Source organism: 'Nostoc azollae' 0708, from assembly GCF_000196515.1.
GTDB lineage: Bacteria > Cyanobacteriota > Cyanobacteriia > Cyanobacteriales > Nostocaceae > Trichormus_B > Trichormus_B azollae.
The window spans coordinates 177,602-204,527 of record NC_014248.1 but is presented as its reverse complement, the minus strand read 5'-3'; the positions used below and the strand labels follow the sequence as shown (position 1 = coordinate 204,527).

At 37.7% G+C, this 26,926-nt stretch carries 29 protein-coding genes and 2 pseudogenes; 15 read left to right on the top strand and 16 right to left on the bottom strand.

The genetic code is table 11. The features are described 5' to 3' along the window. Positions 1-53 precede the first annotated feature (53 nt). Entirely contained in the window at positions 54-2,951 is a 2,898-nt protein-coding gene (gene pgmB / locus AAZO_RS00980; RefSeq protein WP_013189857.1) for a beta-phosphoglucomutase, read from the top strand. 63 nt (positions 2,952-3,014) lie between these two features. On the opposite strand, the pseudogene AAZO_RS43140 reads toward pgmB, so the two are convergent. Together AAZO_RS43140 and AAZO_RS40755 are read right to left on the bottom strand one after the other, a co-directional pair. Next, positions 3,015-3,545, bottom strand: a pseudogene (locus AAZO_RS43140) (Uma2 family endonuclease). A 39-nt stretch (positions 3,546-3,584) separates the two neighbouring features. Continuing rightward, positions 3,585-3,710 (bottom strand): hypothetical protein, encoded by a 126-nt coding sequence (locus AAZO_RS40755; protein ID WP_013189856.1) that lies wholly within the window; start codon positions 3,708-3,710, stop codon positions 3,585-3,587. 624 nt (positions 3,711-4,334) lie between these two features. Here AAZO_RS40755 and AAZO_RS00970 point away from each other — a divergent pair. The 3 genes and pseudogenes from AAZO_RS00970 to AAZO_RS00960 all read left to right on the top strand — a co-directional run bounded on the left by AAZO_RS00970 (position 4,335) and on the right by AAZO_RS00960 (position 6,137). Further along, positions 4,335-4,817, top strand: a pseudogene (locus AAZO_RS00970) (adenosine-specific kinase). A 12-nt stretch (positions 4,818-4,829) separates the two neighbouring features. Next, entirely contained in the window at positions 4,830-5,252 is a 423-nt protein-coding gene (locus AAZO_RS00965) for a hypothetical protein (protein ID WP_013189855.1), read from the top strand. A gap of 354 nt (positions 5,253-5,606) precedes the next feature. Then, positions 5,607-6,137: a hypothetical protein gene (locus AAZO_RS00960; RefSeq protein WP_013189854.1), complete on the top strand. Its 531-nt coding sequence runs from the start codon at positions 5,607-5,609 to the stop codon at positions 6,135-6,137. A gap of 826 nt (positions 6,138-6,963) precedes the next feature. On the opposite strand, the gene AAZO_RS00955 is transcribed toward AAZO_RS00960, so the two are convergent. Continuing rightward, positions 6,964-7,368 (bottom strand): response regulator, encoded by a 405-nt coding sequence (locus AAZO_RS00955; RefSeq protein WP_013189853.1) that lies wholly within the window; start codon positions 7,366-7,368, stop codon positions 6,964-6,966. 94 nt (positions 7,369-7,462) lie between these two features. Then, positions 7,463-8,086: a 4Fe-4S single cluster domain-containing protein gene (locus tag AAZO_RS00950; protein WP_013189852.1), complete on the bottom strand. Its 624-nt coding sequence runs from the start codon at positions 8,084-8,086 to the stop codon at positions 7,463-7,465. Positions 8,087-8,443: 357 nt separating this feature from the next. Here AAZO_RS00950 and AAZO_RS33080 point away from each other — a divergent pair, with 357 nt between their 5' ends. Further along, complete coding sequence (locus AAZO_RS33080) at positions 8,444-8,710, top strand: hypothetical protein (protein WP_144031219.1); 267 nt, start codon at positions 8,444-8,446, stop codon at positions 8,708-8,710. A gap of 473 nt (positions 8,711-9,183) precedes the next feature. On the opposite strand, the gene AAZO_RS00945 is transcribed toward AAZO_RS33080, so the two are convergent. From AAZO_RS00945 to petN, 4 genes are all read right to left on the bottom strand, one after another. After that, on the bottom strand, positions 9,184-9,393 hold the full coding sequence (locus AAZO_RS00945; protein ID WP_013189850.1) for a hypothetical protein: 210 nt from the start codon (positions 9,391-9,393) through the stop codon (positions 9,184-9,186). Positions 9,394-9,462: 69 nt separating this feature from the next. Then, complete coding sequence (locus tag AAZO_RS00940; protein ID WP_041642289.1) at positions 9,463-12,102, bottom strand: GAF domain-containing sensor histidine kinase; 2,640 nt, start codon at positions 12,100-12,102, stop codon at positions 9,463-9,465. Positions 12,103-12,270: 168 nt separating this feature from the next. Continuing rightward, positions 12,271-12,432, bottom strand: coding sequence for a hypothetical protein (locus AAZO_RS34700; protein WP_013189848.1), 162 nt, complete (start codon positions 12,430-12,432; stop codon positions 12,271-12,273). A gap of 7 nt (positions 12,433-12,439) precedes the next feature. Next, positions 12,440-12,526 (bottom strand): cytochrome b6-f complex subunit PetN, encoded by an 87-nt coding sequence (gene petN, locus AAZO_RS28140; protein ID WP_013189847.1) that lies wholly within the window; start codon positions 12,524-12,526, stop codon positions 12,440-12,442. A 107-nt stretch (positions 12,527-12,633) separates the two neighbouring features. Here petN and AAZO_RS42035 point away from each other — a divergent pair, with 107 nt between their 5' ends. Genes AAZO_RS42035 through AAZO_RS00930 form a run of 3 tightly spaced genes read left to right on the top strand, consistent with a single transcriptional unit; the run spans position 12,634 to position 13,637 of the window. Then, the gene (locus AAZO_RS42035; RefSeq protein WP_338027007.1) at positions 12,634-12,801 is read left to right on the top strand and encodes a hypothetical protein; all 168 of its coding nucleotides are present in this window, start codon (positions 12,634-12,636) and stop codon (positions 12,799-12,801) included. Continuing rightward, complete coding sequence (locus AAZO_RS42030) at positions 12,795-13,079, top strand: hypothetical protein (protein ID WP_013189845.1); 285 nt, start codon at positions 12,795-12,797, stop codon at positions 13,077-13,079. Before AAZO_RS42035 ends, AAZO_RS42030 begins: the two co-directional genes overlap by 7 nt. 21 nt (positions 13,080-13,100) lie before the next feature. Further along, on the top strand, positions 13,101-13,637 hold the full coding sequence (locus AAZO_RS00930; RefSeq protein WP_013189844.1) for a 3'-5' exonuclease: 537 nt from the start codon (positions 13,101-13,103) through the stop codon (positions 13,635-13,637). A 5-nt stretch (positions 13,638-13,642) separates the two neighbouring features. On the opposite strand, the gene AAZO_RS00925 is transcribed toward AAZO_RS00930, so the two are convergent. The 3 genes from AAZO_RS00925 to AAZO_RS00915 form a co-directional block, all read right to left on the bottom strand. Further along, a complete protein-coding gene (locus AAZO_RS00925; protein ID WP_013189843.1) occupies positions 13,643-14,884 on the bottom strand; it encodes a glycosyltransferase in 1,242 nt (413 codons plus the stop codon). A 165-nt stretch (positions 14,885-15,049) separates the two neighbouring features. Continuing rightward, positions 15,050-16,741, bottom strand: coding sequence for a glycosyltransferase family 39 protein (locus AAZO_RS00920; RefSeq protein ID WP_013189842.1), 1,692 nt, complete (start codon positions 16,739-16,741; stop codon positions 15,050-15,052). A gap of 21 nt (positions 16,742-16,762) precedes the next feature. Beyond that, complete coding sequence (locus AAZO_RS00915; protein WP_013189841.1) at positions 16,763-18,334, bottom strand: LA_3751/LA_3752 family putative glycosyltransferase; 1,572 nt, start codon at positions 18,332-18,334, stop codon at positions 16,763-16,765. A gap of 24 nt (positions 18,335-18,358) precedes the next feature. On the opposite strand from AAZO_RS00915, the gene cofH reads away from it, so the two are divergent. The 5 genes from cofH (at position 18,359) to AAZO_RS34695 (ending at position 20,705) form a co-directional block, all read left to right on the top strand. Then, positions 18,359-19,507, top strand: a complete 1,149-nt coding sequence (gene cofH / locus AAZO_RS00910) for a 7,8-didemethyl-8-hydroxy-5-deazariboflavin synthase subunit CofH (protein WP_013189840.1) — start codon at positions 18,359-18,361, stop codon at positions 19,505-19,507. A gap of 99 nt (positions 19,508-19,606) precedes the next feature. Then, a complete protein-coding gene (gene psb27, locus AAZO_RS00905) occupies positions 19,607-20,005 on the top strand; it encodes a photosystem II protein Psb27 (RefSeq protein WP_041642284.1) in 399 nt (132 codons plus the stop codon). 174 nt (positions 20,006-20,179) lie between these two features. Further along, on the top strand, positions 20,180-20,293 hold the full coding sequence (locus AAZO_RS43135; RefSeq protein ID WP_144031374.1) for a hypothetical protein: 114 nt from the start codon (positions 20,180-20,182) through the stop codon (positions 20,291-20,293). Continuing rightward, positions 20,256-20,474 (top strand): DUF4253 domain-containing protein, encoded by a 219-nt coding sequence (locus AAZO_RS00900; protein WP_013189838.1) that lies wholly within the window; start codon positions 20,256-20,258, stop codon positions 20,472-20,474. The genes AAZO_RS43135 and AAZO_RS00900 overlap by 38 nt, the downstream gene beginning before the upstream one ends. 72 nt (positions 20,475-20,546) lie before the next feature. Then, on the top strand, positions 20,547-20,705 hold the full coding sequence (locus AAZO_RS34695) for a hypothetical protein (protein ID WP_187289681.1): 159 nt from the start codon (positions 20,547-20,549) through the stop codon (positions 20,703-20,705). A gap of 38 nt (positions 20,706-20,743) precedes the next feature. Here the strand turns inward: AAZO_RS34695 and AAZO_RS00895 are convergent, their stop codons facing one another. Beyond that, positions 20,744-21,496: a tetratricopeptide repeat protein gene (locus AAZO_RS00895; RefSeq protein WP_013189837.1), complete on the bottom strand. Its 753-nt coding sequence runs from the start codon at positions 21,494-21,496 to the stop codon at positions 20,744-20,746. Positions 21,497-22,254: 758 nt separating this feature from the next. On the opposite strand from AAZO_RS00895, the gene AAZO_RS00890 reads away from it, so the two are divergent. Together AAZO_RS00890 and AAZO_RS00885 are read left to right on the top strand one after the other, a co-directional pair. Then, positions 22,255-23,220, top strand: a complete 966-nt coding sequence (locus AAZO_RS00890; RefSeq protein ID WP_013189836.1) for a protochlorophyllide reductase — start codon at positions 22,255-22,257, stop codon at positions 23,218-23,220. A gap of 223 nt (positions 23,221-23,443) precedes the next feature. Further along, a complete protein-coding gene (locus AAZO_RS00885; protein WP_013189835.1) occupies positions 23,444-24,790 on the top strand; it encodes a pentapeptide repeat-containing protein in 1,347 nt (448 codons plus the stop codon). 19 nt (positions 24,791-24,809) lie between these two features. On the opposite strand, the gene AAZO_RS34690 is transcribed toward AAZO_RS00885, so the two are convergent. The 4 genes from AAZO_RS34690 to AAZO_RS36220 form a co-directional block, all read right to left on the bottom strand. Beyond that, positions 24,810-24,983, bottom strand: coding sequence for a hypothetical protein (locus AAZO_RS34690; protein WP_187289574.1), 174 nt, complete (start codon positions 24,981-24,983; stop codon positions 24,810-24,812). Positions 24,984-25,225: 242 nt separating this feature from the next. Beyond that, a complete protein-coding gene (locus AAZO_RS43130) occupies positions 25,226-25,927 on the bottom strand; it encodes a carboxymuconolactone decarboxylase family protein (RefSeq protein ID WP_013189834.1) in 702 nt (233 codons plus the stop codon). 72 nt (positions 25,928-25,999) lie between these two features. Further along, the gene (locus AAZO_RS00870) at positions 26,000-26,242 is read right to left on the bottom strand and encodes an HNH endonuclease family protein (protein ID WP_013189833.1); all 243 of its coding nucleotides are present in this window, start codon (positions 26,240-26,242) and stop codon (positions 26,000-26,002) included. Positions 26,243-26,461: 219 nt separating this feature from the next. Further along, positions 26,462-26,671 carry a hypothetical protein gene (locus AAZO_RS36220; protein WP_041639018.1) on the bottom strand — a complete coding sequence of 70 codons (210 nt, stop codon included), beginning with the start codon at positions 26,669-26,671 and terminating at the stop codon, positions 26,462-26,464. Positions 26,672-26,926: the final 255 nt, after the last annotated feature.

The window sequence follows — 26,926 nt, the reverse complement described above, 5'->3', positions numbered from 1 at the left end:
TTTCCCTCTTGCTTTGCGCCTTGGCGTGTCACAAATTCTATTCATTCATCAATATGGAAAACAAACGAGATTTTATCTACACAGATTGGGTATTAATAGAAAACCAATTTAATCCCGATGAATTACACACCAGAGAAACAATATTCACCATTGGTAACGGTTATTTAGGTACAAGAGGCAGCTTTGAAGAAAGCTATCCACGCACACTATCAGCTACATTTATTCACGGTGTTTATGATGATGTTCCCGTAGTCTATACCGAACTAGCTAACTGTCCAGACTGGCTACCATTGGTAGTAATGATTGATAGCGAGCGCTTTCGTCTAGATCAAGGTAAAATCTTAGAATACAATCGGAAATTAGACCTACATCAAGGGATTCTTAGCCGTTATCTGCGTTGGCGTAGTCCCACTGGAAAAACCATAGATATCAGCTTTGAACGCTTTGCAAGTTTAGCCGAAAATCATGTATTAGGACAACGTTGCCAGTTAACAACAATAGATTTTCATGGATTTATCGAAATCCAAGCGAGTATCAACGGCTACCCCGAAAACAAAGGTTTCAATCACTGGGAAAAACTAGACCAAGGGAAAATTGACAAAGGCTTCTGGTTACACAGTCGCACCCGCTACTCCCGAATTGATCTCGGTATGGCTGCAAAAATGACCATATCAGGAATAGAAACGGCAATGCAAGTCAATACTGCACCTGGCTATCCTAGCATCAGTACAACTTTCTTTTCTGAACCACAGCAGACGGTAACCATAGAGAAAATTGCCACCGTTTTTACTTCACGGGATGTTGAACAACCAGTCTCCGCCGCACAGGAAAAACTCGACCAACTACCTGATTATATCACCCTAAGTAATGCTAATGAACAAGCATGGGCAGAGGTTTGGGACAAAAGCGACATTACAATTGAGGGAGATAATACAGCCACATTTGCTGTTAGGTATAATTTATTTCAACTAATTATCGCCGCTCCCCGTGATGATGACAGGGTGAGTATTCCTGCAAAAACCTTGTCTGGTTTTGGGTATCACGGTCATATTTTTTGGGATACAGAAATTTTTATTCTGCCATTCTTTACTTTTACTCAACCAGCATTAGCGCGGAATTTACTGAGTTACCGCTATCATAGTTTAAATGGAGCGCGACGGAAAGCAACACATTATGAATATCAGGGTGCGATGTATGCTTGGGAAAGTGCGGTGACAGGTGATGAAGTAACACCGAGATGGTCGCTACCTAGTGATTACTATGCTGAGGATGTGCGGATTTGGTGTCGCGATCGCGAAATTCATATTAGCGCAGTTATAACTTATGCTGTATGGTACTATTGGCAAGTCACTGGTGACGATGAATGGCTCAGAGATTATGGCGCAGAGATAATTCTAGATACCGCAATTTTTTGGAATAGCCGTGTTGAGTTTAATCCCCAAGCCGAACGTTATGAAATTCGTAACGTCATAGGTGCAGATGAATATCACGAGTTAGTACATAACAATGCATTCACTAACCGCCTGGTGCAATGGCATTTAGAAAAAGCTTGTATAGTTGATGATTGGTTACGTCGTCATGTCCCAGAAAAAGCTACAGAACTAGAGAAAAAATTGCAACTTACTGACGAAATCAGAAACCATTGGCTAGAAATTATCAACAAAATCTGGATTCCGTACAACCCAGAAACAGGATTAATTGAGCAATGTGAGGGATTTTTTCAATTAGATGATATTAATTTAGCAGATTACGAACCACGCCAAAAGTCAATTCAAAGCATTTTAGGTATTGAAGGCACCAACAAACGCCAAGTCCTTAAGCAGCCAGATGTATTAATGTTGCTTTATTTAATGCGTAAGAATGCTGTTTTTCCCTACAACCTAAAAACATTGCAGGTCAATTGGGACTACTATGCACCCCGCACAGATATTACCTATGGTTCTTCCCTCGGTTCAGCTATTCACGCGATTTTAGCCGCAGATTTAGGCCAAACCCAGGAAGCTTACGAACGCTTCATGCAAGCGGCTATGGTCGACTTGGCAGATAGACGAGGCAATACTAGTGATGGGATTCACGGCGCTAGTGCTGGGGGAATTTGGCAAGCTGTAGTTTTCGGTTTTGGAGGTATTCAATTTACAGATAGTCAACCCGTAGCTAATCCCCACCTACCGCCACACTGGACAAGGCTGAAGTTTAAATTATACTGGCATGGTAAATGGCAAGATTTTGATTTACACCAAGAATTGGGGACTGGGAACGGGAGGAGAAATCCGGCCACTGCAATTCGGGGGATGATTTTTGATTTAGATGGTGTGTTAACCGATACAGCACAATATCATTACTTAGCTTGGCAGAGATTAGCAAATGAGGAAGGTATTCCTTTTAACCGTCAAGCTAATGAGGCATTGCGGGGAATTTCTCGCCGTGCTTCGCTGATGCTAATTATTGGTGATAGGCGATATTCGGAAGTGCAAATTCAGGAGATGATGGAACGTAAAAATGACTATTATGTGGAGTTGATTCAACGTATCACACCCAAGGATTTATTACCGGGTGCTGTTTCCTTGTTGGACGATTTGCGTCAAGCTCGCTTGAAGATAGCTATTGGTTCAGCGAGTAAAAATGCGCGTGTGGTGATTGAGAAGTTGGGAATTGGTAATAAAATAGACGCGATCGCAGATGGTTATAGTGTCCAAAAACCCAAACCCGCACCAGATTTATTTCTGTTTGCAGCCCAGCAGTTAGGACTTTCACCACAGCAATGTGTAGTTTTTGAAGATGCAGCCGCAGGTATTGATGCAGCTTTAGCCGCAAGTATGTGGGCGGTAGGTATAGGACCACCGGTAAGAGTGGGAACTGCTCACATTGTTGTACCCAGTTTAGCAGGTGTGACTTGGGAAAATTTGCAAGGAAAATTTAGAGATATTGCTTTACAAAAACTAAGGAACTAAAGAAAATAATAGCAAATAATCTAATTCCGTTGTTATAACCAACTTAAGGTTATAGATTTACTCTTAAACATTAAAATCCACTTTACCGTAAGTATCAGCTAACACAATTTGGCAAGGAACAGAGGCTAAATTTAAAGTTGTTTATGCATCTGTAAATTCAGAAAATACCCATTTATTATCACCAATTTTGCAGTATTGCTCAACGTACATTGTATATTGGTCAATTAAAATATGCACTTTAAAAGTGGGAATTGTTCGATAGGCAGCAAATTTTTCGTCTTTATCATAGCTTTTGGTTGAATTTGATAAAACCTCAGCAATCATCACAGGATTAGTAACAGTGTCTATTCTTCCTTCTTCAAATACCAAGGGAGTTTGAATAACCATAATATCAGGATAAGTGTAAATTCGTCTATTAGGAATCCAAAGACGTTGGTCTGTGACAAATACTTGATAAGGAAGACGTTTGAGAACAGTGCGTATCTATTAATACAGATATATTGCCAGTAATTTGGTTATGATTTGGTCTTCCGCCTGTCATTGGTATAATAAATCCATCAATTCAATATATTCGTGACCTATGCCTGAATTCACTTCTAGTTCAAGGTATTCTTCAGGTGGAGAGTAGCATGTTTATTGTGCAATGTTCATGATAATTTCCTCTGAAGGAAGCTTACTCATACCCAAGGCTACAAGTTGTTGATTTATCCAAGCTGTAGCTGTAGTTTCGTCGGCTTGAATGGCTTTCTCTACTCCCATGTTAGCAATTTATAAGAGTTGTTTAGACTGTTCACATTTTTGGTGAGATTCTTCAAATTTTTTCTAATTTTTTTCTGTATAGACTCGGAGCATTCTAAACTAAAAATTGAGCGATTTACTGGGATAAACTCGAATAATTCCTGATGTTCCTTGCAAATGCTTTTGGGCTTGTAATTGTCCCGCAATACTATACTATTGAGATTAATTGATAGATATACCGGATTATATAACGAAAAGTAAAATTGACCAGAACCTCTTCCCTATTGCATGAGTACCTCTTACCCTTCGGGTTCTCCAGTCGCACCCTGAGGGAAGGCGAAGCGCCTACATGGGGGAAACCACGCCACTTGCTTTATGCTGGGAAACCCGTCCACCCCAATGGCACCTCAAGACCGCGCTGGTTCACCTCTTGCCTGATCATAATGAAAATTTTTAACACCCACCTACTTACTTGAAAAAACCTATGTGCTGGCATAGTTCAGTAAATATGATGTGTGATGTATCAGCACTCAATTTCCCATATCACACATTATCACAAATCCTGAAATCTATACTACTGAGGTTTAACCATCTGAAAAATATCACAATAGTTCCATAATAAATATTGATTGTGTCCAAAAAAATATGGAACTCAAAACCTTTAGTCTAGACATTCCCGTAGGTTGTAACCTGATTTTGGGACAAACGCACTTTGTCAAAACCGTAGAAGATTTATATGAAATCATGATAGGCATATCTTCACAGGTAAAGTTTGGTATCGCTTTCTGTGAAGCATCAGCTGCTTGTTTAATTAGAATTGCTGGAAATGAAGAATTTTTGCAAGAAGTAGCTACAGAAAATGCTTAATTAATTGGTGTAGGACACGGTTTTATAATTGTACTTAAAGACGCATATCCTATTAACTTTCTCAATGCTATTAAACACTGTCTAGAAGTTTGCAAGATTTATTGTTCTACCGCTAATCCTGTCCAGGTGATTTTAGCAGAAACTCAACAAGGTCGGGGTATTCTCGGTGTTATTGATGGCTTTTCACCCAAAGGTATAGAAGGAAATGAGGATATAAAGGCACTTCAAGATTTACTTCGTCACATAGGTTCTAAATTATAGATGGAAGAAATGATGATGATTAATTATCGAGAGAAAATAATTGCTTTGTGGACAGTGTTCCTATTAGGTATACTGTTTCATACTCAACTGGGTTTAATGCCATTATTTCACGGTTTAAGTGTGGTTGAATCTCAAAAAGCTGCATCAATCAATGAACTTTCGGGAATTTTTTGGTTGATGCTGGGCTTTTTTATGTTGCCAATGTTAGCAATAGTTGGTACAGCTTTTACTGAAAATAAACTCTATAGAGTCACGCATTTTGGCTTGACTATATTTTATGGCATTATGAACTTAATGCACTTAGTTTTAGATTTACTACTACCACATATTCTCTGGTACCAAATTGGTTTAATGGCATTTTTATTTTTGATTGGTTTATTATTAATTTTTGTCGCTTACCAGTGGATGAAATCACCATTAAGTAGGGCTTGCTGAAAAACTTGTTCGTGACGATTAGGGGTCAGGAGTCAGAAGGAAGAAGAGGAGGATTTAGAATCATGTAGAATCTGAAAAAGTGTTTGAGTTTTCATGATATCAAGGCTTATTTCCTGTATCTTATCAACTATAGTAAGGCTTAATCTCAATATCTAGCTGACCAAGAATGGTTTAAGACTATATGTATAAGAAAATACCGACATGGAATGCCAATTCTTCCGCATGGAAGGCAGGACTAAAGTTGTCTATCTGCCTGATGTTACAGTCCTTAAAGACGTAATGATTGTCAAGGTTATCCCCAGCAAGGAGCTAATATTCAAAACCGCGTATCCTTTGAATTGAGATAGTGAGCATATGAGTCAAGCATTCGAGATATGTTACTGGTGGGAAAACTTAAGCAAACCAGGTTATTGTGTAGAGATGGTGGACGCAACTAGAGTTTTTATATCTCTAAACTATTTCTTTTCAATTTATGAGGAAGAGTTTGTTATCCATATTCAGGAGTATGATGCCTGCTTTGACCTGCGTCCAGACCTATCTACTATATTTGAAGACATTCCTGTTGTCTTGAAACAACTGACGACCGACACAAAATCACCAGTGGAATTTGATTTCTTTGAACAGGGTACTGCTGTGGGAATGTTGATGGAGCGGCAAGGTGATAAAATCACGATCCGCTTTGAAATTACACCCGGTTCGGGTGAAAAGTTCCAGTTTTTGCCCGATACCGGGATTCCGGTTACATCTGATGAATTTATAGGACAGTGGCTGCAATTCGTCCGATTCGTACTAGATGCTCTTGTAGACTTGCAACCAGATATTGTGAATGACGAAAGTTATCAGGAATATCGTACTCGACTCGATATTATAAAGTCGAGTAAGTAGTTCCGAGCCGGAAATAAATAAGGTTTTCAAGCGCCTCGCTGAGTATGTTTAGTTAAACAATCTAAGATTACCCTCTAAACAGAGATAGTGCTTCAGAGTACAAAAGGTGTAACTATGAGTCCTATTAATCAAATCCTCAATTTGTTTTAATCTCATTCATTTACGAATATTTGGATTGTTGGCTATATTGATAGTGATGAGAGCATAAAACGATTTAACCCCATAGAGTACCACTCATATCTGGGTGAAATTGATATATTTCCACGGGAGCAAGGCAATTTTGTGAGGTGGGGCAAAAAGTGTGTTTTTAGCTACGCCAACCACAGATATCGCTAAAATATTTTTCTGGAATTAAAGTAAAATGAATCACTTCAAAGAAGTAAAATTGCAAGACAAAGTATCTTCTCAAAATATTCTAAGGAGACTTGCATTCAATAATTTGTGGCTGGTGGGAATAAGCTGCTTAGGTCAGTAATCAAATAAGCATGTATTGATTACCATAGAAAGTTCTGTTAAATGGGAGTTGTAGGTATAAAATATTAAACAGTTTCAAGATGGATAACAGAGGTAAAAATGGAATTACAGAAATTATGCCAACTTCCAGCTATCCATTGACAAGGAAGATGTAACATAATTTCCGCATTTTGTTTAACCAAAATTTACTGTTTCCTTTCATTCTTAAATTGACAACTTGTATCTATATTTTTGTACGGTAAGTGATTTTTACCGATGCCTGTTTTGGGTTTAGCGAGCGCACACGTTTTGCCCCACCTCACAAAATCGCCTTGCTCCCTATTACCACCTTGCTTTGAGAAACTGGCGCACTTCAGTGGCTATTGCAGGTAGAATGAATCTCTTCTACCTGGAGAGACTGACGAATTCGCAAAGCCGCAGCAGCAATTATTTGTTGTTGTTCCCGACTTTGTTCTATTTGTCTGCTTAAATACATGCGTTCCACTATTTGATGAATCCCACGTTGCAGAATTTGAGCGGTGAGTTGACCTTTGATTAGATAATCTTGGACACAACTTTTCATGGCACTGACAGCAATCATTTCGTCCCCTTCTCCTTTCAGCATAATTATGGACGATTGACTATTGCTGAACTTGTGCCTAAATCCTACAACCAATTCTAACCCATCACCATCTGGCAACAAAAAATCCAGTAAAATGATATCTGGTATTTCTTGCTGACACCATGTAATTGCTTCTGTTGCAAAAAGTGACGACACAAGTGTCTATCTTCGATGCAATAATCAATGAGCAAGTATGTGACAGCATTTTCCGTGTAGCCATAAACTCATAACGATGGGGTCAATTTCAGGTTTAAGTCAGTTCTAACCAACCTTGATAACCAGTCACAATGCGATCGCCATCTTTGAGGACGTGAACTTCTATTTGGTCACTAGCCCAGGTAATTTGATCTTTGAATTCTGGGTTAAATACATGAACCTGTTGATTTCTAGAAGAAACGGGAGATAAGGGAGAATTAATGGCTTGAGACTCAACAAAAGGCCCGTCAATTAAAATATCTAACTGTTCTAACAATTCTTCAGAACCTGGAGGTGCTGATTCAGATTGCAGTTGCTTCAGGGTAAAACCAGTAAAAGCCATGACATTTAATCCAGCAACTTTGACTTTACGTGCTAAATTAGCCAATGCCGATGCTTGCCAAAATGGTTCACCACCAGAGAAAGTTACACCTGTGTTATGGGGATTTTTGAGAATATCTGCGCCTAAGGAATCTATAGCAACTAGCTGGTTAATCTCAAATGTCCAAGAGTCGGGATTAAAGCAACCAGCACACTCACGAGGACAGCCTTGCACCCACACCACAGCACGACAACCAGGACCGTTGACTTCTGATTTATCAACATAACCCATAATATTGAGATAACCAGCAGGAATTTCTTGCTGTGCTAACAATGCTTCCGTTAACTTTGTTCCCATCTTTTTAACTCCTTAATTGAAAATAGTACAGCAGCGGTCAGCGTTTAAAAGGGTATAAGGGTGTAGGGAAGAGGTTTTGGTCAATTTTACTTTTAGTTACATACTACTCTCTGAGAAGTCGCTGTGCATCTACGGTTTTTGTGTGCCTTCCTACTTATCTAAATAATTTAATTCGTTGGATAATACAGCAGATTGCAGATAAATGAGGTACAGAATCTAAATTGAAACCTGGACAGCAAGAGAGTTTTACTCCTGACTCCTGACTCCTGACTTCTGACTCCTGGTGTATCTGGTAAATCAATTATCTCTAGAGGATGATTGATCTGCCGTAGTTGATTTAACGAAACAGAATCTAGTTTGACAGCGACAATATCCGCTATTTTTAAAGCATCACGGACAGATTTATCACCTAGTAAAGTGCTATTGGTTAATACGGCTTTTGGTTGTTTGAAAATTATGTTTGTAGCAGCCAGAATTTTCTCTAAATTCAGTGTGAGGGTCGGTTCACCACTACCACTGACAGTTACTATATCTATGTATAATTCCTTTTGCGCGATCGCTTACAAATCAGAAATAACTTGGCTACTAGGAACAAAAATTTGCCGTTTAGTAGTTTCTTGTTGAATATTCCCTAACTGATAATATATACAGTTAAGAGAACAGCTAAATCTTAACCCTATAGGATCAATACCAAGTGATCGCCCAAATCGCGAAGAAGTTACTGGTCCGTACACAGAGGAACAGAGTGGTTTTGGAGATGATGATAATGTACTCATAACTACCTCATTACCTAGTACCGCAGGGCGGAATTCAAAGGTCAAAATAGAGCCTACAGCAGCGTGTTAACGAAGTTCCTCCGAAAGATGCACAGAAGTCAAAATCAGCTAAAATATAGAGCTATTTTGTGAGGAAGTTGTGAGGTAAATACTCATATTTTTTACGGTAATTTAGTTATAAGTTATCAATTATCAGGAGTCAGAATGTTTGATACATTGGTTAATTATCAAACAGGTATGTTTGCCGTTAGCCTGAAAAAGCTGACTGCTGATAGCTGTTTGCTTAGCGTCCCGTTAGGCATTAGCTGAATGCTTACAACGCTACTTTTGTTCTGTTTCCTGTAGTTCCCGTTCCGTTCTTTTATAGGGATTTGTTTTCGGTTTCCAGGAAGGAAATCTGCCGATCAAAAAGTTATTTACAGATGTCCGAGTTTGGGTACTCACTTTCCCAACAGCACCAGGGAAAACCTTATCTCCTCCAGCCACAAATAAGATAACACCAATAAGTATCAAAGGCATATAACGTTTCATATTTAAAACTCCATTTTACAAAGGGCATTGGGCATTGGGAAAATTACTTCCCCATCTCCCTTATCTCCCTTACGCTCTATTTTCAGTCATGGGAATTTCAATCCACAACTCACAACCCTTACCAGGTTCTGAAACACAGTTAATCTGACCACCATGTTTTTCGACAATAATTTGATAGCTAATAGATAGCCCTAAACCAGTACCTTGTCCTGGTTCTTTCGTGGTGAAGAAGGGTTCAAAAATGCGTGATTCCATGCCTTTCTTGATCCCACAACCATTGTCAGCAATCCAAATCAAAATATAATTCCGATCTGTAACTTGTGTACGAATCCAAATTTTAGGCTTGTCAGTTAATCTGCTATCTGCTAATGATTGTTCTAGCGCCCAAATCGCATTATTGATAATATTCATAAACACCTGATTCATCTGAGCTCCATAGCAAAAGACTTGAGGTAGATTACCATACTCCTTCACAATTTCAATAGCAGGAAAATCTCCCTGTGGTTGGAGACGATTTTGGAGAATTAAAAGTGTACTGTCTATCCCTTCATGTAAGTCAAGAGGTTTTTTTTCTGCTTCGTCAAGGCGTGCGAAAGTCCGTAATGAAAGCACTAATTCTCTAATTCTATTTGCACCAATCATCATTGAATTGAGCATTTTGGGCAGATCATCAGCGATGAAATCTAAATCTATATCTGCTGTTTGCTGTGCAATCTCTTGTGTTGATTGAGGATGATTTTTATGATATAGACACACTAAATTCAATAAATCTTCCATATGATTAGTAACATAAGGAATATTACCGTAAATGAAACTAATTGGGTTGTTAATTTCATGTGCTAAACCAGCGACCAATTGACCTAAACCAGCCATTTTTTCACTTTGAATTAACTGGCTTTGAGTCGCTTGTAATTCCTTGAGAGTTTGGGTAATTTCTTCTTTTTGGCGTTGGGTTTTTCCTAACAACTCGGCTTGCTGGAGTCCTACTCCTAATTGAGAACCAATCTGCACTAACAAATCTACCTCATCTTTCTGCCAATCACGGGTTTGAGAATGTTGATAAGCTGCCAATAATCCCCAGAGTTTTTCTCCTTGAAAAATTGGCACAATCATATATGCTCTGGTTTCTGTTGGTGTAATTAAGGCAATATGAGGAATAGGAATATTTGTGGCAGATGTGTCGTTAACAACGATTATTTTACCGTTGGTAGAGTCCTCTCTTGGAATTAATCGTAGATAATCATCTGCAATTACTGGCACAAGTTCCTGTACTGATTTCCATCCATAAGCTAATGACTCGGCCACAAATTCACCACTCCCATCTGGACGAAATCGGTAAATTGTGACGCGATCAACTTCTAATAACCGCAAGACCTCTTGAGTGCTGGTAGCAAAGATAGTATTTAGATCAAGAGACTGGCGAATTTTTTCTACAGTTGCAGCTAAAGCTTTTTCTCTTTCTGCTGCTTTCCGTTCTCTTTCCGCAGCTTTAGCAAGTTTCTGAGCTTGAACTTGCATTTGTTTCAATGATTCAGCTTGCTGTAATGCTACACCTAATTGAGAACTAACTTGGGTGAGTAGATAAATTTCATCTTCTTGCCAATCTCTAGTTCCTGTGTTTTGATAAACGGCTAATAAACCCCAAATTTTATGGTTATAAAGAATTGCAACTATGACATAAGCTCTGGCTTGATAGCTTTCTAAAATTTTGATGTAGCATTCGTTAAAACCAGCACTATAAATATCATTACAAATCCGGTATATTTCTCCTTTAGCAAACTGACCTCCTCCTGTATCTTGCAAATATGTATCAGTGGGTGGTTCAACTAATTCCTTTAAGTTACAGTTGCTAATGTTGTCTCTTAATTCGGGACGCTGTAACTGTTCTTGCATAAGAGTAACCCAACCCGATGTTATAGATTCAAACACAAAATCACCACTCCAGTCAGGATTGAAACGATAAATAGAAACCCGATCGCTATTTAGTAATTGTCTGAGTTCTTCGGTGGTGGTGCGAAAAATGCTTTCTAAATCTAGAGACTGACGAATTTTTTCTATGGTTCGCGCTATAGTTTTTTGCCATTCTGCGGCTTTTTCTCTAGCTTTAGCTTGTGCAAGCTGGGCAGATTGTAATTTCATCTGTTCTATATAATCTGCTTGTTGTAAAGCAACTCCCAAATGTTGAGCTATTAATTGCACAAATTCAATTTCTGATGCTTCCCATTGTCGTGGGTTATTACATTGATGAATACACAGTAATCCCCATAGATCTTTGCATTTCATGAGGGGTACAGCTATGTTGGCACGTACTTGAAACTTTTCCAGCATTGTGACGTGACAATCTGTGACAACATCTTCATAAATATCTGATATGGCTTTAATTCTCCCTTCCTGATAAAGTTCGGTAAACTCTTCAGCAAAGCAGTGGTCATGGAGTTTGGTAGCTAATATAGATATCCATTCTGTGCCTACATCTTCATAAAGAAATTCCCCTTCCCATTCCAAATCAGGATAAAATCGAAATACGCCAACCCTATCTGTGTTGAGTAACTGACGTACTTCTGTGACTGTTATTTTGAAGATGGTTTCTATATCTAGAGATTCCCGAATCCGGGCAATCACTCTAGATAAAGCTTTTTGTTTCTCACTCTGATCCAGGGAAAAAATCATGCCTGGTTGATATTCTTTTTGGGAAGTAGGTTGTATCATTCCCCACAGGGTTGTCAATATAATTCTTCTATAAGGTAACAATAAATATTCAATATTGGTTTGTGTATTATGTTTGTATAATATGAATATGTGGGGATACGCTCTCAATCCCATCCCCACAAATAGGTTTTTTAAGCCATAAAACATGCTGATATTTGCTGTACAAAATCAGCGTCGTTTGGCAGTGCTGCGTTTAAGTTCGCGGGTTTCGTCTTCTCGACGACGGCGATCACGCCAGTCTGCTAGTGTTAAATAAACTACACCACCAGTGACTCCTACTAGCAGCACTATGGCCATCAAAGCCAAAATAATCAAATATGGACTTTCCACGATTCCTCTATAGTCCGTTGCGTCCCCAAACTACCATAGAAATCGACCATGTGAACACAACCAAAAGTGATACCCATCCCAGTGTCAAAATCATAGTTCTACTTTTCAAATAATTACAAAAGGTCTCTAATGTTTATCATACTGGGAAAAGGAGGTTGATTGCTCAATGGTGTTGATGCGAGGTTGGGCTAGATTATGGAAATGATTGCAGAAGAACGATTAGAATCTCTTAAAGCAGGGCTTATTGGTGGTTTATCTGCTGGTTTAGCTTTCTTAATCACTACTGTTGTTAATGGTTTGCTGCTGAATCAGTATTTTTCGATACTGAATATTAATCAATTTCAGCTAATTAATTTACAATTTTGCTGAGTGCTGGAATTGCAGGTCTCTCTGGTTTCCTATTTGGTGTCACTTACCGCTATATCATCCACGTAGATAAAAATCCCCAACTCAAATCTTCTGCTGCACTTGCTTTTGGTTTGGTGCGGGGATTAAACCAGATAGAATTTGGCTGGAATCTAAATAATACACTTTTGCCTTTTTTGATCTTAGCTGGAGAAAGTATTTTCTGGTTTGTTTTAGCAGCTTTTGTTCTTGATACTGCTATTTTACTTAATTGGCTAAAACCGTTTTCATCTAGATTTTAATTTTTTCTGAATCACTATTTCATGGTCATTAATCTGGAAGCTACTTGCTCTGATAAGCATACATTTTACCGTCACGAAATGGAAACTATTGAAATTGGTGCAGTGATACTAAATCGCCAAACCTGGGAAATTGATTCTGAGTTTCAACAATTTATTAAACCTGTGAGAAATCCTATTTTGACAGATTTCTGGAGAAATTTAACGACTATTTCTCAAAAACAAGTTGATACTGCACCTCAATTTCCAGAAGTGATGCCAAAATTGGCAGAGTGGATGAGTTCATTTCCTAATGATATATTTTGTCCTGGGGGAAATTATGATAAAACGCAATTTTTACAATATTGCAAGTTTCATAATATCCCATATCCTTTTGGTCCAGAACACAGAAATATCAAAAAACAATTTTCTGAATATTTGGGTGTATATAATAAATTTGGCATGGCACAAGCCTTGCAACATTTAGGAATGGAATTAAAAGGCACACATTACAGAGGTATTGATAATGCCCATAATATTGCCGTAATTTACCGTTATATGCAGACTAATAGAAAAGGTTAAATCGACTATTTCACATCAGTTACCCGCCAACTTAGTTTCAGGTTAACCCAGAAATTCCAAATTGTAGCAACTGCGATCGCAATTAAGTTGGCAATATACCGATTAGGAATCAATAAATTAAAGACTATATTCAAAACAACTACATTTAAAACCAATCCTGCCAAGCAAATCACATTAAACTTCAAAAACCGTTTGATTGTTTGATTCCAACCTTTTTGTTGCATGGAAACATCCGCAAATGTCCACGCATCATTCCATAAAAAATTATTGAAAATGGCAACTTCACCAGAAATAATTTTACTCCGCGTTAAAGGTAAAGCCAGAGTTGAAGGGTCACTGAGTAAATAAAGCACTGCCATATCTACAAATACCCCACTGAATCCCACTACACCAAAGCGGATAAATCGACCAACGGGGAAATTAACTTTTTGACTAATTTTGCCTAACCGTCCAGTAGATACTCGTAAACGGATTAAGTGTTGAATATACTCTACATATTGCTTCCACGTTACCTTGCTTTCGCCTTCAGTACGTTCACGAAAGATATAACCGGCTTCAGCAATTTCTCTAACTTGTCCGCGACCAATCACTTCTAGGAGAATTTTATACCCTACAGGATTCATTGTTGCACCTGCGATCGCACTCCGACGCACCATAAAATAACCACTCATTGGGTCAGTAACTCTACCCAATACACCAGGTAAAATAATCAAACCTAAAACCTGCGCCCCACGAGACAAAAAGCGCCTGATTATAGTCCAACTACTCACGCCACCGCCATCTACGTGACGACTGGCTAAAGCCAAATCTGCCCCCTCTTCTATCTTCTGCAACAGTTGTATTAACACTTCTGGTGGATGTTGTAAATCTCCATCAATCACACCCAAAATACGCCCTGTGGCAACTTGCCAACCACGAATCACCGCTGAAGATAGTCCCCATTCCTCTTGACGACGCATCACCCGCAACTGCGGATAATCTGGAAGTAGAGATTGTGCTAGTTCCCAAGTTAAGTCCGGGCTATCATCATCAACTATAATTAGCTCATAATTACCAGGGATAGCTTCATCCAGCAACCTACTGAGGATATTGACGATATTCTCAATATTATTACGCTCTTTATAAGTAGGAATCACCAGAGATAACAGAATGGGATTGTCTCTATGGAAATCAGTAAGTGGATGTTCGGAAATCTTTAATGCCCCAGTGGGAACTACTAATAGGGAGTTTGATGAGTTTGCATTCATAAAGTTAGTAAATTTCTAATTGCGGGATTACATGTATAAAGTTTAATTATTAGCACAATACATCTTTTATTAAAAAATGTCAGATAAAAATAAACTTACACATTTGGGATGTTCCCTGCAATCTAACAAAGATAAATCACACCTCATACTTTTGTTTTGCAGTGTTTAATTTTTGGATGAGACTGTGTAAAGCTTGGCTGTAAATTCATCAAGCTTCATTGTACCTGAAAGATTCTTTGTTTCTTTTAATTGAAACTCAGATGATAAAATCTGTTCTGTTTTTTGTTCTTTCCGCTTTATTTCCATTTCTGTTTTCAAAGGTGACCACAAAGGATCACCGCTATTTAACCAAATAATACGAGCATATCGACCTGGTTCTTCCTTGATAACTTTTTCTAAATGAGTTGCTAAATCTCCGGGGTAGTCAGATAACAACATGACTGGATAATCAGTAGGAATATAATAAGCTAAACGGTTTACATGACCCCAAGCTTTCGAGTTCATAGCAATTAAAGTTGGCTTATTTACATCTTTGGCAATTAATTCTGCAACTGAACGAAAAACTGAGCGATGTCGCAAACTTAAATCACCAATACTAATTGTTAGGTACATTAGTAATATTCCACCAGTTACCAGGAGACACCATTGTTTAGAAACTGCTTTTTCTACCCACAAAGCGATTAATAATAAACAGCCAGGTAGCATAATGATGAAAGTTCTACCGAAGCCAGAACCCAAGGTAAATTTTTTGGTAACAATATCTACTATCAGTCCTAATAATATCGGTAAAATGCCTAATATTAAAACTGTACCTAACTTTTGTTTTTCATTTTGTTTCCACAGATGAATACTAAACCCAACAAATACCAAGATTACTAAACAACCAGATAAACTAATGATAATAGGATCTAAACTAGTTGCCCAGTCCCCTATCAATATATCAGTACCTAAAGTATTAGTAAAATCCTGTAAATGTCTTAACAAGGGAGGTAATGTAGATTTGGCTTTACCAAAACGATCTAAGTCAGCGTTATGAAGTTGTTTAATTGTCCCCCATAATACCCAAGGTATGGTTAATAAAACTCCAGTACCTAAGCGTAAAGCATGTTGAAACGAATTTCTTCTATCTAAATAAAGTACCAATACTCCTAAAACTATTAGCCAATAGGCATATAAATAAAAAGTCATCAAACCAGCAGTAATAGAAATAATTAAAAGCCCATTCCATAACAACTTACTGGGACAACCTTGACTAATGTCAGGATTTTGCTGTTCAATTAGATATAGCAACGACCATGTACTGAGAATTACCCATAGTACTAGAGGTGCATACATTCTGAGATTGAGGGAATGAAATAAATAAAATGGACTAATAGCTACAAGTGCTGCAAAAAAAAGTCCACCACGATGTCCTAGAAAAAATTTCCCTAAACCATAAGCGCCACCTATTGAAACTACACTCAATAAAGTGTTTAAACTCCTCATAGCTGCTTCCCTATTGCCAAGAAGCCGCAACCAAAAATGTTGACTTAAAAAGAATATTGGTGGATGAGGTTCTCCACCCAAGAGACTTTTAATTAGTAGCGTGATAGTTTGGATAACATTTCCTAAACTTACTTCCTTGGGCAAGCTTAATAAGGATGTATATTCTGCTAATATTACTGGTGCATCTCCAGGAGTTTTGTAAACCCCATTTTGACTGGTAGAAAGTAGTAATGATAAAACTTCATCATACCAAAATTCTCTAGTTCCTAAATTGATAATTCTGATTATGACTGCTATTGCAATCGCAATCAGGGATAATTTTTCTACAGACAATATCTGTTTCAGGTAGTTACTGGGTAAATTCGTCTTCATTATTTATATTAATTTGTTTTTTTAAAAAATTGTGGCTTCTTCTATTCTGTATCTTTTATTTTCTTTAATCTTTCTTAGTTGAATTGTTAATCTTTTCTGCTTTCTTACTAATTTGACTTGATCAGGTATTGTGGGAGAGGAAAAGCATTTATCATAAAAAGGACATACATACAGGAATGTTTTATATCCTTGTTCATTTAATGCTAAAGCTAATTTACTTAGATCTTCAGGTTTTTTAGTAAGAAAAAATATTTTCTGTTTAAAGGTGGCTTCAAAACTTTGTCCAACATATTGATTAGCTACAGCTACAATTTTATTACTATCTTTACGTAAGAAATCAAGAAGTTCAATATTTTCTTTTTTGTCTTTTTGATAGGAGGTTTCTGTCCCTTCAATTATGTTGATATTGAATCCCAAGATAAATAGTACAGCTAAAATTCCTGTGCTAATATATCTGATGCCAAATTGTTGAATTCTCCATGTTTTCTCCAAACCAGATATAGCTATGACATTAACTAATGGGATTATAATTAATAAAAATCGTGATCCCCACTGTTTACCACCATCACTAGGAATAAGTATCGGCACTATCAACAGAAATAAAAACGATATGAGTAATATTTGTTTGCTTGCAGTTTTTAATCTCAAATTAGTTTTGAATATAGAAATGAAACAAATTGCCAATCCAAAGTATATGATCGGGAAATGTTTGAGCAAGTTGTTTTTGAGTTCATTAAAAAACCTACATGATTTTAATAGTCTGTCTGATAATGAAAAATTTTCTACCACTTGGAAGGCATGAGCGCCCAAAGGATTATTATAGATGATTTTATTCAATATAAAGAAGCATAATATTGTTAATATTAAACTCGCCAGAAATATTGTTCTCTTATTTTTGATGATTGTAATTAAATCGAACTTCATTATAAATGAAGCAGTTATTAATATGATCAAAATAGCTACTAGAGCTAGAAATTCTGGTCTAAACCAGACTGATAAACCAATTAACATGCCACTCAGTATGGCTGCTTTGTTTGTAAATTGATTTTCTCTGTCGGAAAATATCATAACTAACCCACTAAATGCTAAAGCTACTGCCAGTGTATGTTCCCAATACATACCGCTATACATAGTGAGTGGAGAAGCAAAAATAAGAGTTATTAAACCCAGGGAAATCATGAAATTATCAAGTTTAAAAGACTGACAGAGACGATAATAATTCACCCAGATAATCCATGCAGAAATTAAAGGAATTATATAAAACCCTCTGTAGCCGAAAATTGCATAAAATGGAGCAGTAACTAGGGGAAATGTAAATGGGAATGTAATATAATAAAGATTAGAAATTTTATAGCTAAATGGTGGTTCAAAAGGATATAATCCACTATCCCAGATATTATGCACCCATGGTGGTACTTGGAGGTTTAGATCAAAACGTAAATTACCAGAACTAAGTTGTTTAGCTAACAATGCTTTGAGTCCACCATCACTACTAAAGTAAATGTCATCTGGAACTTGTGACCGTAGATATAAAGAAAAAATCACACCTGACAAGATTATAAATAATGGTGCTGTGGCTTTTAATTTATTCATAGCTTAATACAATTTTGGTGAAGTGTGACTAATATAACTGTGGATACTATTCTTGATCGTTCGCTGCTAGGGTTTAATATATCACCATCTGAGGCAGTAGTTTTATTAAAGCAAACTGACCCACAGGCTGTAAATTCTATTAGGGTTACAGCTGACCAACTGAGGCAAAAACAAGCAGGTGAGACTGTTACTTACGTAATTAACCGTAACATTAATTTTACTAACATTTGTGAACAGCACTGTAGTTTTTGTGCTTTTCGGCGAGATGATGGTGATACCGATGCTTACTGGTTAAATTGGGCGCAGATTTTGGAGAAATCTACAGATGCGGTGCGTCGGGGTGCGACAGAAATCTGTATGCAAGGCGGATTGTACCCAGAAGCACAAATCAATGGTAAATCTTTGCCTTATTACCTTAACTTAGTAGAAACTATTAAACAGAAGTTCCCTAAGTTACATATACACGCATTTTCTCCCCAGGAAGTCCAGTTTATTGCCAGATTAGATGGAATTTCATACACTGAGGTAATTACAGCTTTGCGGGATGGGGGTGTGGGTTCCATGCCAGGAACAGCAGCCGAGGTGTTAGATGATGAAGTCAGAAGGGTATTGTGTCGAGAAAAGATTGATACTGCTACTTGGCTAGAAATTGTCAGTACGGCACATAAATTAGGTGTTCCTACTACTAGTACCATGTTATCTGGGCATATTGAAACGCCAGAACAGCAAATTGGACATTTAGAGAAATTGCGATCGCTCCAACAAACGGCAATAGAACAGGGATATCCTGCTAAAATCACAGAATTTATTCTCTTACCCTTCGTAGGACAAGAAGCACCAAAATCCTTACGTCGTCGAGTGGGAAGAGATCAACCAGTATTAGCTGACGCACTTTTATTAACAGCGGTAGCGCGGATATTTTTAGGAAATTTTATACCTAATCATCAACCAAGTTGGGTAAAATTAGGGCTGGCTGGTGCAACAGAAGCCTTAACGTGGGGTTGTAACGATATTGGTGGCACATTAATGGAAGAACACATTACCACCATGGCCGGGGCTATTGGTGGTACGTGCATGGAAGTAGAAACCCTACAAAGTGCGATCGCATCCCTAAATAGACCTTACCAGCAACGGAATACCTTATATGAGGGTGTGGGGGGATTAGGGGGATGAGGAAGATGGCGGAGAACAACTACTGATAACTGATAACTGACTGATCCCAATCCAAGATAGGATGGACGTTGATTTACATATTGTTTTTAATGAATGGATATGAAACATTATTGGTCGCGTCTGCTGGCACTGGTTTTAGTTGTCACCCTTGGCTTAATGGGTTGTTCTGGAACTCCTGATGGCTTGTCAGGAGATTATCGTCAAGATACTTTAGCTGTAGTCAACACTTTAAGACAAGCCATAGAAGTATCACCAGAAGATCCAAATAAAGCAGCACTCCAAGCAGAAGCACGTCAAAAAATCAATGACTTTTCTGCTCGTTATCAGAGAGTTAATTCTGTTTCTGGTCTGAATTCTTTTACAACTATGCGAACAGCACTCAATTCCTTAGCTGGACACTATAGTTCTTACCCCAACCGTCCCATCCCTGAAAAACTGAAAAACCGTCTAGAGTTAGAGTTTGATCGTGTTGAATTAGCCCTAAAGCGTGGTGGTTAATTATCAGGTAAAAGCTGAAAACTGTGAAAGATTCTTAATAGCAGGCAAAGCCTGCTTTTCTAACTAATCTAACTAATATCAATTACAAGAGATACTTACAGCAGATTGCAGATAAATGAGGTACAGAATCTAAATTGAAACCTAGACAGCAAGAGAGTTCAAAATTATTGGGAAATACTGGCTTATCTGCATTGGTATGGGGCTAGTTATATAGGCAGTGATAAGGTAATGGCTATGTTAAAATATTGGCATGAACAATATGGTTGGTATGGAATTAATATGTCATGATGGAACTATGTTACAAATAACGGTCAAAAATAAACCCAAAACTTTTAAGGAAGCTTTTCAATTAGCAATTGAACAAGAAACTATTGCACCTTCTACAACAATTGTACCTAGTATTTCTCTTTCAGAATATGCTTGTGCTTTATTAAAAACTGATCATTGGTTTCTACATGAACGTCCTTAAATGTGTTAAAATCTAAGTGATATTGTGGTTAGTTAAAAACTATAATTTTCACCAACTAATAACACGGATTTTATGTATGTAAGTATTCAGGAGTCAGGAGTCAGCAGTCAGCAGTCAGCAGTCAGAATGTTTGAGAAATTGGTTAATTATCAAATAAGTATTTTTGGCGTTAGCCTGAAAAAGCTTACTGCTGACGGCTGTTCGCGTAGCGTGCCGTTAGGCATTAGCTGAATACTTACGATTTTACCGCTGTAAATGCTATTGATAAACTATTCTTTTGATTCTAATATTTGCTGAAATTGTTGCTCATCACGCACTTGATCGAAATCTGAGTCTGTTTTTGCCAAATTACTGTATTTTTCAGGTACAAGTTGAATCGCTTTTTGTAGGTTCTCTATTGTTAGTTCTACATTATTTTGTAAGGCATAATTACAAGCTTTGTTATAATATGCTTGATGCAAATTTGGCTTAATGCTGATGGCTTGATTGTAAGAGGCTAAAGCTTCTTTGTAGCGACGCAATTTTGTCAGTGCTATTCCTCGATTAATCCAAGCTTCATCTTTATTTGGTTGAATGGCGATCGCTTCATTGTATGCTTTAACTGCTTCCTCATAACGCTCCAAGGCTGTTAGAGCATTTCCCCGATTATACCAGGCTTCATTTTTATTCGGTTGAATAGTGATCGCTTTCTCATAAGATTCCAAAGACTCTTCATAGCGATGCAAGGCTATCAAGGCATTTCCCCTGTTCACCCAAGTTTCCACATTGTCAGTTTTAATAGCGATCGCTTGATTATAGAATGTCAAAGCCTCTTTGTAGCGATTGGTATCTAAAAGATAATTGCCCTGATTCAATAAAGTTTTAGCTTTTTGGCTATCCTCTACTTCTGTCAGCAGTTGATTAACATTGCTTTCTTTTACAACTTGCTTGGTAATATCTGTTGATGATATTGTCAAATCACCACAGCCAATTATCAAAAAACTGATAAATCCCCAGGCAATAAAGCATCGCCTCACAACCATACTGCACCTACAAAATTTCTAATATATATTATTATGTTATGACTTTCTGAATCTCAAAAATCGTATCAAAATCAACTAAACTATTATTAATTATCTTTTATTTTATTCAGGAATAGATGAAGATTTGGAGAACCTTTTCTTAAATCATACCTATGATATCATGTTTAGGTAAAATTAATCAATTAATTTGCACAGGCTGTACCTTTTTTTATAAAAATCCTTCCTATACTAATCCTAAATCAATCATGAGAAAATACTGTTACTGCATTTGTAACTTATAAAAACAGAACTGAAAGCTATGAATTACCCTTAATATACCACTTCAGCTACAAAACACAAATTTATTTGGTATTTATGTTATCTTTAATGAATTCAGTATTTTCTCACCAATGATTCTGGATTGCTACATCACTCCCATCTAACCCAGTTGATTGATAATAAGCAGAAATTTGATGAGAGAACAGTGATTAGTCACTGGTACAGTACGTTGAAATTTAACCGCAATATGCCTTGACTATTTGGCCTTTCTATCCATTTGTCGGGGTTTTCACGTCCTTTGGGTGATTCAATTCATGATACCATAAAATCTCTGAGAGCTTTAGCCCTCAACTGGCTTACCCTGCGGGAAACAAGCTAAATCCCAGCTTTAAACGACATTTAACCCTCAAAAGTTTTTGAGATTTTAGGGTTTGATTACTGGGTATTCAGCCTATTTTCTGATCAAAGCTAAACCACATTCAAATAAAGTCTTAACAGAGATGGAACAAAATCGACAGTCAACGGTTGTGATTACAGGTACATCTTCAGGTGTCGGTTTGCAAGCCGCAAAAGCTCTAGCCCAAACTGGTCAATGGCAGGTAGTTATGGCCTGTCGTAATCTCTCAAAAGCAGAAGAAGCAGCCCAATCTGTGGGAATACGACAGGGCAGCTACACAATCATCCATCTTGACTTAGCCTCTTTAGACAGTGTTCGACAATTTGTGAAGGACTTTCGAGCCACTGGCAGGTCATTAGATGCCTTGGTTTGCAACGCTGCCATCTATATGCCTTTAATCAAAGAACCTTTGTGGAGTCCAGACGGATATGAGTTAAGCGTGGCTACAAATCACCTTGGCCATTTCCTTTTGTGTAATTTGATGTTAGAGGATTTGAAAAAATCATCCGCTTCAGAACCCAGACTCGTGATTTTGGGAACAGTGACACACAACCCCAATGAGTTAGGAGGAAAAATTCCCCCCCGTCCAGATTTGGGAGATTTAAAGGGTTTTGAAGCAGGATTCAAAGCGCCTTACAGCATGATTGATGGTAAGAAATTTGAACCAGTAAAAGCTTATAAAGATAGCAAAGTTTGTAATGTGTTGACCATGCGAGAACTGCATCGACGCTATCATGAGTCAACAGGTATCACCTTTAGTTCTCTTTATCCGGGGTGTGTAGCAACAACAGCCTTATTCCGTGACCATTATCCACTATTCCAAAAACTCTTCCCCATCTTCCAGAAGTACATCACTGGTGGGTTTGTATCAGAAGAGGAAGCTGGTAAGAGAGTAGCAGAAGTAGTTGCTGATCCTGCATACAATCAATCTGGTATGTATTGGAGTTGGGGAAATAGACAGAAAAAAAATGGTAAATCCTTCGTGCAAAAAGTTTCCAACGAAGCCAGTGATGAAGATAAAGCCGAGCGTCTGTGGGAACTAAGTGCCAAATTAGTGGGACTAGCTTAAAAAATCCTTGTTTCCTTGTCCATAAAAAATAAATTTACTTACGAAGAATTTCTCAGGAGTCAATAGTTAGCAGCAGTGTGCAACTTACTCCTGACTTATTGATAAAAGTTTAAATCTTAGAAAGATTCAGGAGTAAAAGGCTATTCTAGATTCTGTATTTTGAATCTTTACAAATCTAAAATCTAAAATCTAAAATTATATCAAGTATTGAAAAATAGAAAGCATGACGATTGCATCTAATTCTTCTCATCCACCAAAGCCAGAAACGAATATAGATAAAGACTTGCAGCCAGATGATTTTGATGCAAGTGAAAATGGACTAACTTCAGAAGGTTTGGCCGCACAACAAGCCTTATCAGCAATTTCTTCTTTACAATCTCCCCAACATACAAATGCTCTCAAACAAGCGACATCTGGTTTTAAAGACATTTCTCATCATCAACTTGCTGTCAAGCCTAGAGCATTATTATTTACTCTACTAGCGATCGCACTCACTTTTATTGGTATTGCTATTAATAACTCCTTTCTGGGCATTTTAGGAACTCTCACAACTTTGGTGTTATCTGTGGCTATACTTTTACCTTGGTTGCAAGACGTCGTTCAAGAATGGTTTTCTGCCCAAGAAAGAACAGTTTTGGTGGGTTTGACGGGCTTATTAGTAGCAATTTGTGGCTTATTCAGGTTTACTGGTGTCGAAAATGGACTACTCCGCTGGGGAAGCAAGATTAACTGGGATATTGCGGGTACTTTAGCAGATTGGTTTGGCGCTTTAGGGCAAATTTCCATAGCTATCATCGCTGTTTACGTAGCTTGGCGACAATATGTAATTTCTAAAGACTTAACTATTCAACAAAACCTGCTGACAGTACAACAAAATATTATTACCCAACAGCAAACAATAGATTCTTATTTCCAAGGTGTTTCTGACTTGGTACTGGACGAAGAGGGATTATTAGAAGACTGGCCACAAGAAAGAGCGATCGCAGAAGGACGAACTGCCGCAATTTTTAGTAGTGTAGATGGTAGTGGTAAAGCCAAAATTCTCCGTTTTCTCTCCCGTTCAAAATTACTCACACCATTAAAACGCGATCGTCGTTTAGGTAGAGCGATTCTTGACGGTATCGGTGGCTACGCAGAAGACCTTTTAGAAGGTGTGCGCGTCATTGACTTAGGTGTAATGTTAGCAGGTGCAGACCTGTCGAACACTGATTTACGCTGGACTGATTTAAGCGAAGCGAATCTTGTCCGTGCTAATCTCAGCGGTTGTGATTTAGTCAAAGCCAACCTATCCCGCACTATCTTATATGATGCGGATCTCAACAATAGCGATTTAAATGGAGTGCGTTTCTTTTATGGTTCATTAGAAAAAGCCTCACCCCGCAGTCGCAACAACCCACCCAACTATGAAACAGGGGAACACACCGGCGCAGTTGTGGAAAATGCCGATTTCAGAAACGCACAACGGATGTCCGAATCAACCCGTCAATACTGCTGTGCTTGGTGTGGAGAAGAAGCCAGACGGACTATTCCTGGTGGTTGTGAAGGTATTCCCAATAAATTGGGTAGATAAACTTGGCAAAACTGAGCTTTTAGCTAGTTGGGAGGATGATGTTCAAAGAAGTGCGTACATCGTCCAATGGACTTTCCCACAAAAGATTCCATTCAATCCCAAACAGAAGTGTAGCGTGTTTTGCCATTATCCATCCTTGAGCGATCACATCCATATATTTTACCGAAAGCTCAACATCATAAACAATACTCAACTAAAAAAACGTAATACCCATATTTCCGAATATTCAAAGAAATTTGGGTATCTAGTACAGTACGGTGTAAATAAACCAACTATTCCAAATCTCTGAAAAGCTTACGCCGTATACATGTTGAATTTTGTTAGCGTACCTCTTCTGAAAGAAGCATTTTGAATTCACGGCGGTACTAGTGTGGGTTTTAGATTGAATTATGTTGACTTATTTACTACTGCTTAAATATTTCATCAACAGGAATTCTATAGAATTTTATAACCGTTAGCAAACCTATTTATCATATTGGTAGCACCAGTAATAGCCATCAGTTCACCAAACATTTGATGAGTGATCCCCTTATTAAGTGCCGCCGCTGAGTGTGAAGCAATGCAATATTCACAGCCATTTGTCACACTAACAGCAATGTAAATTAATTCCCGCATCAATGGATCTATTTCCCCAGGATCTGCCATTATTTCCTTGAGGTTTTCCCAAGTGGGTCGCAGAGTCGGAGGATGATTAGCTAAAGCTTTCCAAAAACTTTTGATGGTAAGGTGTCCTTCAGCACCTGCACCTAAAACCCAGCGAAGAGTTGTGAAAAAACGAGGCCAATTTCCTGTACCATCATCAAAATATTCTCCTGCAACTTTTTCTTCTAGATCATTTATATCAAAAGTCTCATCATCAAGTTCTTTATTGATTTTATCAATCACAACAAGTCTTTGATCCTTCAATCGTGGAATATTGAGACCAAGCTTGTCAATAGTAAACTGAACATTTTTAACAGGAATCCCAGCCGCTATACAGGCGGTTTCATTAGCTCTAATTTCACCATCCTTACTACTGAATTTAAATAAACTTGATGTTGGTAAAGTCAGAGGATTTAATAATCTACTATCAGGGATAAAATCATCCTTTTTTTTACCACAACATGGTGAATCATGGGGTAATTTTGAGGTTGCCATATCATCATATCATGTTCTAAACCACCTGGTGGAAGACAGATAGCCAACATATTTTGCCAATCTAAATCATAATTATTTTCTTTTGTTGATGGATTGTTTACGAGGAATAAAATGATCAACAGAGCGATTGTTTTCGTGAATAGACATTTCACAATACGCACAAAGTCCTTTTTGATCAGCCACTAAAGTTTGCAGAACAGCATTGAATGTCATTCGATTACTTTTTAAATGCTTCCATCTTTTGAATTGTGAAGAATATTGTAACTTATAATTCTTAAGTTCCTCCGGTTCTGGAGATTTCAGCACATTTTTCACACTGCATTCCTCCGTTATAAGTGACAGATCTGGATATCCGCTATAGTCATATCTGGATCAAATGATTCCCAGTGTCGTAGTTCTTGACGTAGGCGTTTTGCTTCCTCTAATTGACCATTATCAATTGCTTCAAAAAGACGTTGGCAACAGAAGATTATTCCTGATTTAAAGTGTGAGTGTTCTTGTTTCTTCTGTATCTGGTCTTAACTCACTCACCCCTCAAATATTTCTAACAATATCTGAACTTTTCCTCCCCTTAGTAGGTTCGCGATATTGTTTTATTTGATAATCTTCTAATATCCATACCTGATTTGGCTTCACAGTTGTCACAACTTCAGGACTGTGAGTAGTAGCGATAATTTGAGTATGGGGAAATACTTTCTTTAAATCAGGAATAATCTTCTGTTGCCAAGTTGGATGTAAATGCAAATCATCATATCCTCAATTTTCCCAATAAATCAGGGATATTTCTCTTTACAGATTATTTACAAAACTTTGCAAGTAAATTAAGTACACATCTTCATAACATAGGTCTTCTGGGGTAGGCATCCTGCCTGCCCTTGTGTACCTCTTTCTTCAATATCCTTGAAGTTTTTAGTAATCTTGTGGCGTATCAATATCAATTGCACCTGAAGGAAACCGAATACTAAAAACGTCTTGATGGTGGGTCTTAATTAATTTTGT